The following is a 13,344-nucleotide window of genomic DNA, read 5'->3' on the forward strand; positions in this document are numbered from 1 at the left end:
GTCAGCCCTTCGTGGCGCCGGCCGCCAGGCCACCGACGAGGTGGCGCTGGGCGAGCATGAACACCATCGCCGCGGGGATCGTGATGAGGATCGCCGCCGGGGTGAGGTACTCCCACTGCTTGTTGAACTGGGGCACGAACGTCTGCAGGCCGTAACCGAGGGTGAACTTGTCGTCGGTCTGCAGGAACGCGGTCGCGTAGGCGACCTCGCCCCACGCGGTGAGGAACGTGTAGAACATCGTCACCGCCAGGCCCGGCCGCGCGAGCGGGATGATCACCCGCCAGAACGTGGAGAACGGACCCAGGCCGTCGAGCGCCGCGGCCTCGTCGAGCTCGCGGGGGATCGTGTCGAAGTACCCCTTGAGCATCCACGTGCAGAACGGCACGGCCACCGTGCAGTAGGCGATCACCAGCGAGGTGAGCGTGTTGATCAGCCCCAGGTTCGACATGATCCCGTAGATCGGCACGATCAGGATCGCCACCGGGAACATCTGCGTGATGAGGAAGGTCCACATCAAGGAGCGGCGTCCCGGGAAGTTGAACCGGCTCAGCGCGTAGCCGGCCGTGGCCGACATGAAGATGCCCAGGACCATCGTGAAGGCCGCGACGACCACCGAGTTGAGGAACCAGGTGGTGAAGTCGGTGTTGCTCAGGACGTTGCGGTAGTTGTCCAGCGTGGGCTGGTCGAACAGCTTGATCTCGCTCGACAGGATCCGGTTCGCCGGCTTGAGCGAGGAGAGCAGGATCCACAGCACCGGTGCCACCGCGATCGCGGAGGTGGTCACCAGGGCCAGGTGCAGCAGGACGGACCTGCCAGTGCTGCGCTTGCGGTCAACGGTTCCCATCGGTCACCACACCTCTCCCTGACGGCTGAGCATCTTGCGGTAGGCCACGGCGAACACCACGAGCATGGAGAGGATCAACATGCCGTACGCCGACGCGAAGGCGTACTGCCGGATGCCCTCGAAGGCGGCCCGGAAGGCCCCGGTCACCAGGATCTCGGTCTGGCCGGCGGGCTGCCCCTCGGTGACCAGGAAGATGATCGGGAACATGTTGAACGTCCAGATCGTGCCGAGCAGGATCACCGTCGCGCTCACCGGGCGCAGGCCCGGCAGGGTCACGTTGACGAACCGCTGCCACGGGGTGGCGCCGTCCATCTCGGCCGCCTCGTAGAGGTCGGCGGAGATCGACTGGAGGCCGCCGAGGAGGGCGACCATCATGAACGGCACGCCGAGCCACACGTTGGTGACGATCGCGGTGAACAGCGAGGTCCACCGCTCGGAGAACCAGGCCACCGGCTCGAGGCCGATCGAGGTGAGCGCCAGGTTGGCCAGCCCGTTGCGCTCGTTGAAGATGAACTTCCAGGCGAACGCGCTGACGAAGGCCGGCACCGCCCACGGCACGATCAGCAGCACCCGGTAGATGCCGCGGCCGCGGATCTTGCGGTTCAGCATGACCGCGAGCCCGAGCCCGATCGCGTAGTGCAGGGCGACACAGCTCGCGGTCCACACGATCGTGTTGACGAACTGGAGCCAGAACTCGCCCTTCTCGCCGGTGAGGATCGCGACATAGTTGTCGAGCCCGACGAACTCGGCGGCGTTCGGGTTCGGCACGCACTCCGTGCCGCCGCCCAGCACCTTGGTGCAGATCTCGTCGCGCTGGTTCGACTCGTTGAGGTCGGTGAAGCTGATGAAGATGCCGCGCACCAGCGGGTAGAGCACGAGCACGCCGAGCACGATGACGACGGGCACCACCATCGCCCACGCGTACCAGTGGGTGGTGGCGGCCCGGCGGATCCGGCCGGGCGGGCGCGACGGCGCGCGCGCCGGGCCGGTGGGGGGTGCGGCGACCGTCTGCGGGTCAATCGCCATGGGGGTCTCCTAGCACGAGAAACGGGGGACCGCCTCCGAAACGGACGCGGCCCCCCGGGACTATCTCAGGTCAGTCTGAGGTCAGTTGGAGGAGTACTCCGGGACGACCTCGGACTTGTAGGTCTTGGCGACCTTGTCGAGCGCGGTCTTCGGGTCCTCGCCCTGGACGAGCACCTCGACGGCCATGGTGTCGAGCGCGGCGAAGAACTGGCCGCCCTCGGGGATCCACGGACGGGCAACGGCGGCGTCGACGACCGGCTTGAAGGCCGAGACGATGTCGTTGTTCTTGACCGAGTCGATGTCGTAGGCCGACTTGCGCGTCGGCAGCAGGCCGAGCTCGTCGGCGAGGAACGCCTGCGACTCCGCGGAGTTCATGAAGTTGATGAAGGCGATCGCGGCGTCGGCCTTCTTCTCGTCCATGCCGGAGTAGACGACGTAGTTGTGGCCACCGACCGGAGCGCCGGCGGTCTCGGAGCCCGCGGGAACCGCGGCGATGCCGAGGTTCTCGACGCCGCCGAAGTTCTCGGCGTTGCGGATGTTGTTGACCTCCCAGGGGCCGTTGATGATCATGCCGACCTTGCCCTCGTTGAAGGCGGTCATCATCGCGGCGTAGCCGTCCGCGGCCGGGGGCTTGGGGGCGGCGCCCTTCTCGACGAGGTCCACGGCAGCCTGGAGACCGTTGGCGTTCTCCTCCGAGTCGACCACGATCTGCTGGGCGTCGGTGTCGACCAGGTCGCCACCCTCGCCGTACATGAACGGCAGCATGAAGTAGCCGGCCGGGTTGAGGAAGATGCCGTCGACCTTGGCCTTCGACTTCAGCGCCTCGGCGGCCGTGGCGACCTCGTCCCAGGTGGTCGGCGGGGAGTCGATCCCGGCCTGCTCGAACAGCTTCTTGTTGTAGAGCAGCGCGAGGGAGTCGGTGACCTGCGGCACGCCGTAGGTCTTGCCGTCGAAGACGTTCGAGGACAGCGGGGTCTCGAAGTAGTCGTCGGAGTCCTCGAGCGCCGCGGTGCCGTCGAGCGCGTAGAGGTAGCCGAGCGATGCGAACTCAGGCACCCAGGCGACCTCGGCGCGCAGGATGTCGGGCGCGCCGCTGCCGGCCTCGGCCGCGGTCTTGAACTTGTTCTGGGCCTCGCCGAACGGCACGGGCTGCCGCTTGATGTCGACCTTGGGGTACTCCGCCTCGAACTTCTTGATGAGGGCGTCGAACGCGGGGCCCTCGTTGGTCGGGTCGGAGGTGTCCCACCAGGTCAGCGACCCGGAGACCTCGGAGGCCTGGGGCGCGGAGTCAGTGTTGGTCTCGGTGTCGCCCTCGCCCGATCCACAGGCGGTGGCCAACAGGCTGACAGCGGCCACGAGGGCGCCGGCCTGAGCAATACGTCGCATCGAAAAGTTCTCCTTAGCCGTGATGGACTGCACGGAAGGTAGCACCGTGCGTGCAAGAAATGGAAGAGATCGAAATTTCTTGCTGCAAGACTGCAACATCGGGGACTAGAGTCGGCCCCATGAGGAAGCCACGGCTGCACGACGTCGCCGCGCACGCAGGCGTCAGCGAGGCCACCGTCTCGCGGGTCATGAACGGCAAGCCCGGGGTCCGCACCGACACCCGGCAGCTCGTGCTCACCGCGCTCGACGTGCTCGGCTACGAGCGACCCTCGGCGCTGCGCTCGAAGAGCGCGGGGCTGATCGGGCTCGTCGTTCCGGAGCTGGTCAACCCGATCTTCCCGACCTTCGCGCAGTTCATCGAGTCCGGCCTCGCCGGCCACGGCTACACCCCGGTGCTGTGCACCCAGACGCCCGGCGGCGTCACCGAGGACGAGTACGTCGAGATGCTGCTGGCCCGTGGCGTCTCCGGGATCATCTTCATCTCCGGCCTGCACGCCGACTCCACCGCCGACCCCGCCCGCTACCACGCGCTGACCGAGCGCGGCCTGCCGATCGTCCTGGTCAACGGCACCATGCCGGTGGTCGAGGCGCCGTGCATCTCCACCGACGACCGCAGCGCGGTGCGGATGGCGGTCTCCCACCTCGCCGCCCTCGGCCACACCCGGTTCGGCCTCGCCGTGGGCCCGAGCCGCTTCGTGCCGGTGCAGCGCAAGATCGAGGGCTTCCGCGAGGCCGTCGCCGCCGACCCGCGGTTCGTGGGGCTCGAGGAGTACAGCCTGTTCTCGGTCGAGGGCGGACACGCCGCGGCCGGCCGGCTGATCGACGCCGGGGCCACCGCGATCATCTGCGGCTCGGACCTGATGGCGCTCGGTGCCGTACGCGCGGTCGTCTCCCGCGGTGGCTCGGTCCCCCGCGACGTCTCGGTCGTCGGGTACGACGACTCGCCGCTGATGGCCTTCACCGGTCCGCCGCTGACCACGATCCGCCAGCCGGTGGCCGCCATGTCGCACGCCGCGGTGCAGGCGCTCGTCGACGAGATCACCGGCCACGAGACGCCGCACAGCGAGTACCTGTTCACCGCCGAGCTGGTGGTGCGCGAGTCCACCGGCATCGCCACGGCCACGCCCCTCGGCCACGCGGGGGAGCCCGCCCCCGCCTAGGCTGGAGGGCGTGCCCGAACCGCTCTCCCCGCTCGCCGCCGTCGCGCTCACGTGGGCGCTCGCGGTGCTGCCGGTGCAGGCGCCCGCGGGGTACGCCGACCGAGAGTTCCCGGTGGTCGGCGCCACCGACTACGTCGACGCCCACCACGACTACCCGGCCACCGACGTCTTCGCCGACTGCGGCGCACGGGTGGTCTCCCCGGTGAACGGCACCGTGCTCGAGGTCAACTGGACCGACCGGTGGGACCCGGCCACCGACCTCGGTCGCGACCGCGGCGGCCTGTCCTTCTCCGTCGAGGGTGTGGACGGTGTGCGCTACTACGGCAGCCACCTCGCCCGGCTCCGCGGCGGGCTCGGCCCCGGCGACACGGTCGAGTCGGGGGAGTACCTCGGCGAGGTCGGCCGCACGGGAAGCGCCAGGCCCACGCCCTGCCACCTGCACGTCGGGATCAGCCCGGTCTGCGACGGCACCGGCGGCGGGCGCGACTGGGTGGTGCGCAGGGGTACGGTGAGCCCGTACCGCTACCTGCGCAGCTGGGAGTCCGGTGGGAACATGTCGCCGCTCCCGGCCGTTTCACGTTGGGAAGAGCAGCACGGCTGCCCCGGTCGCCCCTGAAGGCCGCGCCCGGCGTGTGCGCTCGGTAACATGGCCCCGCGGCCGCCTCGAGGCTGCGGGACCGGAACCACCTATCTACGGAGTCGACCCTCGTGCCTGCCATTCTCGACAAGATCCTTCGCATCGGCGAGGGCAAGATCCTGCGCCAGCTGGAGTCGATCACGCGCGCGGTGAACGCCATCGAGGACGACTTCGTCGCGATGAGCGACGAGGAGCTGCAGGGCCAGACCGCGCTGTTCAAGCAGCGGCTCGCCGACGGGGAGACCCTCGACGACCTGATGCCGGAGGCCTTCGCCACCGTGCGCGAGGCGGCCAAGCGGGTGCTGGGCCAGCGGCACTACGACGTCCAGGTGATGGGCGGCGCCGCGCTGCACCTCGGCAACATCGCGGAGATGAAGACCGGTGAGGGCAAGACGCTGGTCGCCACCCTGCCGACGTACCTCAACGCGCTCTCCGGCAAGGGCGTGCACGTGGTCACCGTGAACGACTACCTCGCGAAGTACCACGCCGAGTGGATGGGCCGGGTCTACCACTTCCTCGGCCTGACCACCGGGATGATCCTGCCCGAGATGCGCCCCGACCAGCGTCGCGTGTCCTACGCCGCCGACGTCACCTACGGCACCAACAACGAGTTCGGCTTCGACTACCTGCGCGACAACATGGCCAACGCCATCGAGGACCTCGTGCAGCGCGGCCACAACTTCGCGATCATCGACGAGGTCGACTCGATCCTCATCGACGAGGCGCGGACCCCGCTGATCATCTCCGGCCCGACCCAGGAGGAGGTGAAGTGGTACGGCGAGTTCGCCAAGATCGCTCGCCGCCTGGTCAAGGACACCGACTACGAGGTCGACGAGAAGAAGCGCACCATCTCGATCCTCGAGCCGGGCATCACCAAGGTGGAGGACCACCTCGGCATCGAGAACCTCTACGACTCGGTGAACACCCCGCTGATCTCCTTCCTGAACAACTCCATCAAGGCCAAGGAGCTGTTTCGCAACGACAAGGAGTACGTCGTCATGAACGGCGAGGTGCTCATCGTCGACGAGCACACCGGCCGGATGCTGGCGGGCCGCCGCTACAACGAGGGCCTGCACCAGGCGATCGAGGCCAAGGAGGGCGTGGAGGTCCGCGAGGAGTACCAGACGCTGGCCACGGTCACGCTGCAGAACTACTTCCGCCTCTACGAGAAGCTCGGCGGGATGACCGGCACGGCGATGACCGAGGCGTCGGAGTTCGACAAGATCTACAAGCTCGGCGTCGTCCCGATCCCGACCAACCGGCCGATGGCCCGCATGGACCAGGCCGACCTCGTCTACCGCACCGAGGACGCCAAGTTCCACGCGGTGGCCGACGACATCGCCTCGCGCAACCAGAACGGCCAGCCGGTCCTCGTCGGCACCACGTCGGTAGAGAAGTCCGAGCGGCTCTCGGAGCTGCTCAAGCGCCGGGGGATCCCGCACTCGGTGCTGAACGCCAAGCAGCACGCCGACGAGGCGAAGATCGTCGCGCAGGCCGGGCACAAGGGCGCGGTCACCGTCGCCACGAACATGGCCGGCCGCGGCACCGACATCATGCTCGGCGGGTCGGTGGAGTTCCTCGCCGACCTCGAGCTGCGCAAGCAGGGGCTCGACCCGCTCGAGAACAACGAGGAGTACGAAGCCGCCTGGCCGGGCATGGTCGAGCGGATCAAGGCGCAGGTCGCGGCCGAGCACGACGAGGTCAAGGAGCTCGGCGGCCTGTACGTCGTCGGCACCGAGCGGCACGAGTCGCGCCGGATCGACAACCAGCTGCGCGGCCGGTCCGGCCGTCAGGGCGACCCGGGCGAGTCCCGCTTCTACCTGTCCCTCGAGGACGACCTGATGCGGCTGTTCAAGTCCGATTGGGTCGACTGGGTGCTGACCACGCTCAAGGTCCCCGACGACGTCCCGATCGAGAACAAGCGGGTCACCGGGGCGATCGCGTCGGCGCAGGGGCAGGTCGAGTCGCAGAACTTCGACTCCCGCAAGAACGTCCTCAAGTACGACGACGTGATGAACCGCCAGCGCCAGGTGATCTACGCCGAGCGCCGCGCGGTGCTCGAGGGCGCCGACCTGCACGAGCAGGTCCGGGCGATGATCGACGACGTGGTCGCGGGCTACGTCACCGCCGCGACCGAGGGCTTCCCGGAGGAGTGGGACCTCGAAGCGCTGTGGACCGCGCTCAAGACCCTCTACCCGGTCTCGCTGCGCCTCGCCGACATCGAGGGTCCCGAGGGGGAGCGCGCCGGGCTGACCCGTGAGCAGCTCGTCGAGGACATCCAGGCCGACGCCCAGCAGGCGTACGACGTCCGCGAGCAGAAGTTCGGCAGCGAGGTCATGCGCGAGCTCGAGCGCCGGGTGCTGCTGTCCGTGCTCGACCGCAAGTGGCGCGAGCACCTCTACGAGATGGACTACCTGCGCGAGGGCATCGGCCTGCGTGCCTACTCCCAGCGCGACCCGCTCGTGGAGTACCAGCGCGAGGGCTTCGACATGTTCAGCGCGATGATGGACGGGATCAAGGAGGAGTCGGTCGGCTTCCTGTTCAACCTCGAGGTCCAGGTCGAGGAGGAGCAGCCGGCCGCGGCGGCGCCCGAGGGTGCGGAGTTCGGCTCCGCGGTCGCCCAGGCCGCCGCGCACGCCGACGGTCCGCACATCGTGGCGAAGGGGCTCGAGAAGCCGAAGCAGCCGCAGCACCTCGCCTACTCGGCGCCCGACGAGGGCGGCGAGGCCGAGGTCGTCGGCGCCGTGCCGGGGACCGAGGACGACCCGTTCGCCGGCGCCGGCCGGAACGCGGACTGCCCCTGCGGCTCGGGCAAGAAGTACAAGAAGTGCCACGGCGCTCCCGGGGGCCCGACCGGGCTGACCACCCGCGTGAACGGCTGACCGTCCGCACGCGCCTCCGCCGCACCACGTCCCTCGGGGCCCGAGCCACCGGCTCGGGCCCCGAGGCGTTCCCGGGGGCCGGTCTCGCGGGCGGTGGCGGTCCCCGAGCGGGCGCGCGGGGTCAGCCGAGCTGCAGGGCGGTGCACTGCCAGCGCCCGCCCTCGAGCTCGAGCCGGGCCGCGATCGCCCGCGAGCGCCGGCCGTGCCGGACGTGCACGCTCACCTCGGCCGACTGCGGCGTCGGCTGGAAGACGTGCACGCTGCGGACCTGCGGCCGCACCGTCCGCAACCGCTGGGTCACCACGGACGAGCGTCCGAGGATGCTGACCCGGCGGCCGAGGTCGGCGTAGACCCGCTGGGAGGTCCAGCGCAGCAGCTGGGGGAGCGGCCGGTCGCCGCCGAGCACCTCCACCGTCGCCTGGGCGAACCGTGCCGCCCACAGCTGGACGTCCTCGGGGGCCGTCCGTCCGCCGGTCACCAGCCTCAGCTCCGGGGTGCGGGGCATGCCGGCCGACGCGGCGAGGTCGAGGGCGAGGGTCCCCTGCACCGAGGACACGGGGACCGGCTGCGGCCCGGTCTGCGCGCCCAGGCCGAGCTTGGTGACCGTGGCCCGGTGGGCCGCGCCGGCCGGCGGCCGGCGCACGCCGTCGTCGCGGCTCGGGAGAGGGGTAGGCGAGGTGCTCAAGGCGTGTCCTTCCGGTCGTAGGTGATGGAGTCTTCGGTGTTCGGGATGTGCAGGACGGTCCCGGGCAGGACCAGGTCGGGGTCGTCCCCGACACGGGCGTGGTTGGCGCGGTAGAGCGCACGGCAGGCGTCCGCCACCGCACCGGGGTCGGCGCCCGGCCCGAGCAGCCGCTCGCCGAGCCGCCAGAGCGAGTCCCCGGGGCGGACGGTCAGCGTCGCGGCGCGGCCGGTGTGCCCGGGAGTCGTCACCGACGTCCTCGCCCGGACCGTGCCGAGCGGTCGGTCCGGGACGGCGAGCCCGGTGAGCGAGGCCGCGCCCCCGGCGGCGGGGTGTGCCCGGCCCTCGGCAGGGGAGGTGTCCGCGAGCGCCGGGCCCTGGACCGCTGCCGCGGTGAGGGCGGCGCCGCAGCCGGCGAGGACCAGGCGGCGGAGGAGCGCCGGTGCCCTCAGGCGTACACGCGTCGAGCCGGTGACCGCCTCGGCCACGGTGACCGTGGTGACCAGGAACAGCCAGGCCCCGCTCACGAGGAGGAGGCCGCCGCAGAGGCCGGCGACGAGCACCGGCGGGTCGACCGCGACGAGCCGCGCCCCCAGACCTGCCCACGAGGCTGGGCGGGAGCCGTCGAGCGCGCCGGTGAGCGCGGCGAGCGGCGGGAGCCCGAGACCGACCGCTCCCGCGGCGCCGAACGCGCTCACGCACAGCACCGCCAGGCCCCGGAGCGCCACGTGCCCCCTCGACCCTGCCGCCATCTCGACCCCCGAAACGATGCGTTTGCGTGTGTTTGCTGTTTCTACGCGCCGCTTGCGTGCGGAGTCAACGGTTTGTCCACAGACGTTGACACGAGCGGCGTGGGCCGGGATTGTCCGGGTATGGAACACGGGGACGAGGACGGCCTGCTGGCGATGGTGTTCGAGGACCTCGAGCAGCAGGCCGAGGGCCTGGCCCTGGCCGAGCGGGACGCCGAGCTCGCCGACCGGAGCCGCGCCGAGTACGCCCAGGTCACCCTCGCGGCGCGCGTGCACGCCTCGCTGGGCCGCCCGGTGCTCCTCGAGCTGCTGGGGGCCGGCCCGGTCCGGGGGACCCTGGCCCGCGCGGGCACGGACTGGTGTTTGGTGGCCGACGACTGCGGCCCCGGTGCCCCGGAGCAGGAGTGGCTGGTCCGGCTGGGAGCGCTCCGTGCTGCGCAGGGGCTCTCCGAGCGCGCCGTGGCGCCCGAGGCCCGGCCGGCCGTGGCGCGGCTCGGCTTCGGCTCAGCGCTGCGCAGGCTCGCGGAGGGTGGGGCGGAGCTGGTGCTGTGTCACGTCGACGGCAGCCGCAGCCAGGCCGCCGTGGTGCGGGTGGGCAGCGACTTCGTGGAGGTGACGGCCGCCGACGGGCCGGCGCTGCTGACCTTCGCCGGGCTCGCGGCGGTCAGCCGGGCCTGAGCGGTTGGTCGGTCCTGAGCGGCCAGCCGGGGCTGACCGGTCAGCCGGTCGGCTCGTCGGGCCCGCTGGCCGGCTCGACGTACGGCTGGTTGGTGACCAGGGAGCGGGTCTCGTCGTACATCCGCTGGATGTAGGCCTCGAGCTCGGTGGTCTCCACCCGCCACTGGCCGCGACCGCCGATCTTGATCGCCGGGAGGTCGCCGCGGCGGACCAGCGCGTAGACCTGCGCGGTCGAGGTGTTGAGGATCTCCGCGACGTCGGCGAGCTGGAGGAATCGCGGAGGGGTGCCGGAGCCTGCCATGCGGGTCACTCTGCCACTGATTGCGGTCGTTCTCGACTCGTTGCGGTCGTTTGCCTGTGGACAACCGTGTCCTCTTTGTCGTGATCAGGCCATGATGTCCGTGCAGCGCCCGCGTGCGACGGGCGGGACAGGGGGATTCGCGGGTGACTGGCAACGGAACCGGCACGGTCGCCGCGCCGGCGGGGGTCGCGGGGAGTCCCGTCGCGCGGCGCACGACCGGCCGGACCTGGAAGGACCCCCGGCTCGCGGTCGGCGTGGTCATCGTCGCCGCCTGTGCGTTGTTGGGCGCGCGCCTCCTCGGCGGTGCCGACGACAGCGTCGCGGTGTGGGCGGTGCGGACCGACCTCGCCGAGGGCGCCGCCCTCGACCCGGGCGCGCTCGAGCCGCAGGAGGTGCGGTTCGCCTCTCCGGAGGCCGCGGACCGGTACCTGTCCGCGGCAGGTGGCCTCCCCGACGGCGCGGTGCTGCTGCGCGGGCTCGGGGCCGGGGAGCTGCTTCCTCGCGCGGCAGTGGGCACCGGCGAGGCGGCCGCACTGGTCGAGGTCCCGCTCGCCGTGGCCGCCGACGCCGTACCCGCCACGGTCGGCCAGGGCTCGGTCGTCGACGTGTGGGTGACGCCGGACGCCGCCCTCGACCGCCGTCCTGGGGCGGTGCGGGTGCTCGACGACGTCGTCGTGGTGGCGGCGCCACGAGCCGGCAGTGCCCTCGGGCCCGCCGCGACCCGGCAGGTCGTCGTCGGGCTCCCCGCCGAGGACGAGGGTGAGCTCCCGGAGGCGCTGTCCGGGGTCGCGTCGGGCGCGGTCGTCATCGTCGGGCAGGGCTGAGCGGTGCTGGGGGAGCGCGTCTCGGTGCTGACCGCCGCGGCCGGCGCCGGGTGGGAGGTGACCGCGCTGCAGCAGCTCGCTCACGGCGACCCGCGCGTGGTCCTGCTCAAGCGCTGCGTCGACCTGCACGACCTGCTCGCCACCGCCTCGACCGGCCAGGGCAGGGTGGCCCTCGTGGCCGACGACCTCGCCGGCCTGGACGCCGACAGTGTCGACCGGCTGCGGCGCTGCGGCCTCGCCGTGGTCGTGGTGAGCGGCGAGGTCGGCGGCGCGCCCGGCCGTGCCCCGCACCTCGGGGTCTCCCGGGTGCTGGACCGCGACGCGCTGCACACCCTCGTCGACCAGGTGCTCGCCGTCGCCGCGGACACCGACCAGACCGTGGGGGTCGTCGACGGCGTGGGTGAGGTGCTCGAGGTCGCGCCCGACGACGCGGCCGAGGGTCGTCTGGTGGCTGTGTGGGGACCCACCGGAGCCCCCGGGCGGACGACGCTCGCGGTCGGTCTCGCGGCCGAGCTCGCCCACCGGCAGCAGACCACTTTCCTGGTGGACGCGGACACCTACGGCGGAGCCGTCGCGCAGCACCTCGGCGTGCTCGACGAGGTCTCCGGGCTCCTCGGCGCCGCCCGTCTCGCCAATGCCGGCCGGCTCGACCGCGAGCGGCTCGCCGGCGTCGCCCGCAGGCTCGGCCCGCACCTGCACGTGCTCACCGGGCTCCCGCGTCCGGACCGGTGGAGCGAGGTCCGCGAGAGCGCCTACGCGACGCTGCTCGACGAGGCCCGGGGGCTCGGCTCGCAGGTCGTGCTGGACCTCGGCTTCGGACTCGAGCAGGACCCCCCGGCGTACGGCGGAGCGGCTCCACAGCGCAACCAGATGACGGTGACCGCGCTCGAGCGGGCCGACGAGGTGCTCGTCGTCGGCTCGGCCGACCCGGTCGGGCTCGCCCGCCTGGCCCGCGGCCTCGTCGACCTGCTCGGGGTGGTCCCCGGGTCCACGGTGCGGGTGGTGGTCAACCGCGTGCGTCCCTCGCTCGGCTGGGGCGAGAAGGAGGTCCGGGCGATGGTGGAGGGCTTCGTGACGCCGGCGAGCATGCACTTCCTGCCCGACGACCGGCAGGCCGCCGACCGCGCCCTCGTGGCGGGGAGGACGCTCGTCGAGCTCGGCGACTCACCGCTGCGCCGGGGCGTGGCGGAGGTGGCGGACGCCGTCCTCGGCGGGAACGGCGCCGAGACCAAGCGGACGGGGCGTCGGTGGCGCGCCGCCCGCTCGGGGGGCCGACGGTGACGCCGGCGAGGCCGTGCGACACCGCTCCGGGCGCCGGGCCCTAGGACTCCGCAGTGGAGGTGGCGTCGAGCACGTCGGCTACGCGCTGCCGGAAGACGCGCCAGCGGCGCTCGTTGTCGTGGACCAGGCCGGCCGAGTCGCTGGACAGGTCCGCCGCGTGGGAGACGAGCTCGGCCGCCGAGTAGAGGAGCCCGACCGAGACCCCGTCCGTGGCGAGATCGGCCCGGAGCGCCGCGGGTGCGAAGTCGACCCGGTCGAGGATGTCGGCTGCCCGGTCGAGGAGACGGCTCATCACCGTGTTCATGGTGGCGGCCTGCCAGTCGTTCGCGATGATGCGGTGCCGCTCACCGAGGACGTCGGCCAGACCGTCGATGCCGACCAGGGCAGCGGCCACGTCCCACGACGACTCCATCGCCCTGGCCAGCCACTCCCCGGTGCCTCGCTGGTCCTCGGCCGTGGTGCGCAGGTCCCGGATGAGATGGGTGATCTCCGTGGGACGGCCCTCACCCTCCATGAAGAGCACGCCGTCGAGCTGGAGCGCCGCCGGGCTGTTGAGGTCCTCCGCGCCCTCGTAGGGGCTGAGGGGGGTCCGCGGCGACGGTTCGCTCTCCGACCACTGGTCCGCGAGCGCCTGCAGGCTCCGTGCGTGACGTTGCAGCACGACGGCGAGCTCGCGGGGTGAGGAGGCGTAGAACTTCTCGTGCTCCCGGTGGAACTTCGTCAGGTTCAGCATGGCCTGGAGCAGGGGCGAGCTCGCGGTGGCCGGGCTGGTGGTGGCTGTCATCGCAGCTCCTCGGTCTCGGCAGAGGCACTGACCTCTGCACACCAGCGTGCGCCGCGACCGGTCGGTTCGTCAGGGCCCTTCGTCCCCGGACACCAGGGTCGACACGGCCC

The 13,344-nt window shown here is 71.7% G+C and carries 13 protein-coding genes; 6 read left to right on the top strand and 7 right to left on the bottom strand.

All coding sequences use genetic code 11. The features are described 5' to 3' along the window. Window position 1 precedes the first annotated feature (1 nt). From K1X13_RS16625 to K1X13_RS16635, 3 genes are all read right to left on the bottom strand, one after another. The gene (locus tag K1X13_RS16625) at window positions 2–844 is read right to left on the bottom strand and encodes a sugar ABC transporter permease (RefSeq protein ID WP_221026263.1); all 843 of its coding nucleotides are present in this window, start codon (window positions 842–844) and stop codon (window positions 2–4) included. Between the two features lie 3 nt (window positions 845–847). Beyond that, window positions 848–1,870 carry a carbohydrate ABC transporter permease gene (locus tag K1X13_RS16630; protein WP_221026264.1) on the bottom strand — a complete coding sequence of 341 codons (1,023 nt, stop codon included), beginning with the start codon at window positions 1,868–1,870 and terminating at the stop codon, window positions 848–850. Between the two features lie 81 nt (window positions 1,871–1,951). Continuing rightward, window positions 1,952–3,256 carry an extracellular solute-binding protein gene (locus K1X13_RS16635; protein ID WP_221026265.1) on the bottom strand — a complete coding sequence of 435 codons (1,305 nt, stop codon included), beginning with the start codon at window positions 3,254–3,256 and terminating at the stop codon, window positions 1,952–1,954. A 119-nt stretch (window positions 3,257–3,375) separates the two neighbouring features. Between K1X13_RS16635 and K1X13_RS16640 the strand changes: the two genes are divergently transcribed. From K1X13_RS16640 to secA, 3 genes are all read left to right on the top strand, one after another. After that, complete coding sequence (locus K1X13_RS16640; protein WP_221026266.1) at window positions 3,376–4,416, top strand: LacI family DNA-binding transcriptional regulator; 1,041 nt, start codon at window positions 3,376–3,378, stop codon at window positions 4,414–4,416. Window positions 4,417–4,426: 10 nt separating this feature from the next. Next, window positions 4,427–5,032 carry a M23 family metallopeptidase gene (locus K1X13_RS16645; RefSeq protein WP_221026267.1) on the top strand — a complete coding sequence of 202 codons (606 nt, stop codon included), beginning with the start codon at window positions 4,427–4,429 and terminating at the stop codon, window positions 5,030–5,032. A 92-nt stretch (window positions 5,033–5,124) separates the two neighbouring features. Further along, entirely contained in the window at window positions 5,125–7,935 is a 2,811-nt protein-coding gene (gene secA, locus K1X13_RS16650; protein WP_221026268.1) for a preprotein translocase subunit SecA, read from the top strand. A gap of 121 nt (window positions 7,936–8,056) precedes the next feature. Here secA and K1X13_RS16655 read toward each other — a convergent pair whose 3' ends face one another. After that, window positions 8,057–8,620, bottom strand: coding sequence for an Rv3235 family protein (locus tag K1X13_RS16655; RefSeq protein ID WP_221026269.1), 564 nt, complete (start codon window positions 8,618–8,620; stop codon window positions 8,057–8,059). After that, window positions 8,617–9,345: a LysM peptidoglycan-binding domain-containing protein gene (locus K1X13_RS16660; RefSeq protein WP_221026270.1), complete on the bottom strand. Its 729-nt coding sequence runs from the start codon at window positions 9,343–9,345 to the stop codon at window positions 8,617–8,619. The genes K1X13_RS16655 and K1X13_RS16660 overlap by 4 nt, the downstream gene beginning before the upstream one ends. Window positions 9,346–9,489: 144 nt before the next feature. Here K1X13_RS16660 and K1X13_RS16665 point away from each other — a divergent pair, with 144 nt between their 5' ends. Next, window positions 9,490–10,044 (top strand): hypothetical protein, encoded by a 555-nt coding sequence (locus tag K1X13_RS16665; RefSeq protein WP_221026271.1) that lies wholly within the window; start codon window positions 9,490–9,492, stop codon window positions 10,042–10,044. 40 nt (window positions 10,045–10,084) lie between these two features. Here the strand turns inward: K1X13_RS16665 and K1X13_RS16670 are convergent, their stop codons facing one another. After that, window positions 10,085–10,345, bottom strand: a complete 261-nt coding sequence (locus K1X13_RS16670) for a helix-turn-helix domain-containing protein (protein WP_221026272.1) — start codon at window positions 10,343–10,345, stop codon at window positions 10,085–10,087. A gap of 143 nt (window positions 10,346–10,488) precedes the next feature. On the opposite strand from K1X13_RS16670, the gene K1X13_RS16675 reads away from it, so the two are divergent. Both K1X13_RS16675 and K1X13_RS16680 read left to right on the top strand, forming a co-directional pair. After that, window positions 10,489–11,169 (top strand): hypothetical protein, encoded by a 681-nt coding sequence (locus K1X13_RS16675; protein ID WP_221026273.1) that lies wholly within the window; start codon window positions 10,489–10,491, stop codon window positions 11,167–11,169. Between the two features lie 3 nt (window positions 11,170–11,172). Beyond that, window positions 11,173–12,450: a CpaE/TadZ family protein gene (locus K1X13_RS16680; protein WP_221026274.1), complete on the top strand. Its 1,278-nt coding sequence runs from the start codon at window positions 11,173–11,175 to the stop codon at window positions 12,448–12,450. Window positions 12,451–12,490: 40 nt separating this feature from the next. Here the strand turns inward: K1X13_RS16680 and K1X13_RS16685 are convergent, their stop codons facing one another. Beyond that, window positions 12,491–13,234 carry a hypothetical protein gene (locus K1X13_RS16685; protein ID WP_221026275.1) on the bottom strand — a complete coding sequence of 248 codons (744 nt, stop codon included), beginning with the start codon at window positions 13,232–13,234 and terminating at the stop codon, window positions 12,491–12,493. Window positions 13,235–13,344 lie beyond the last annotated feature (110 nt).

The organism is Nocardioides jiangsuensis (assembly GCF_019679455.1).
Classification (GTDB): domain Bacteria; phylum Actinomycetota; class Actinomycetes; order Propionibacteriales; family Nocardioidaceae; genus Nocardioides_C; species Nocardioides_C jiangsuensis.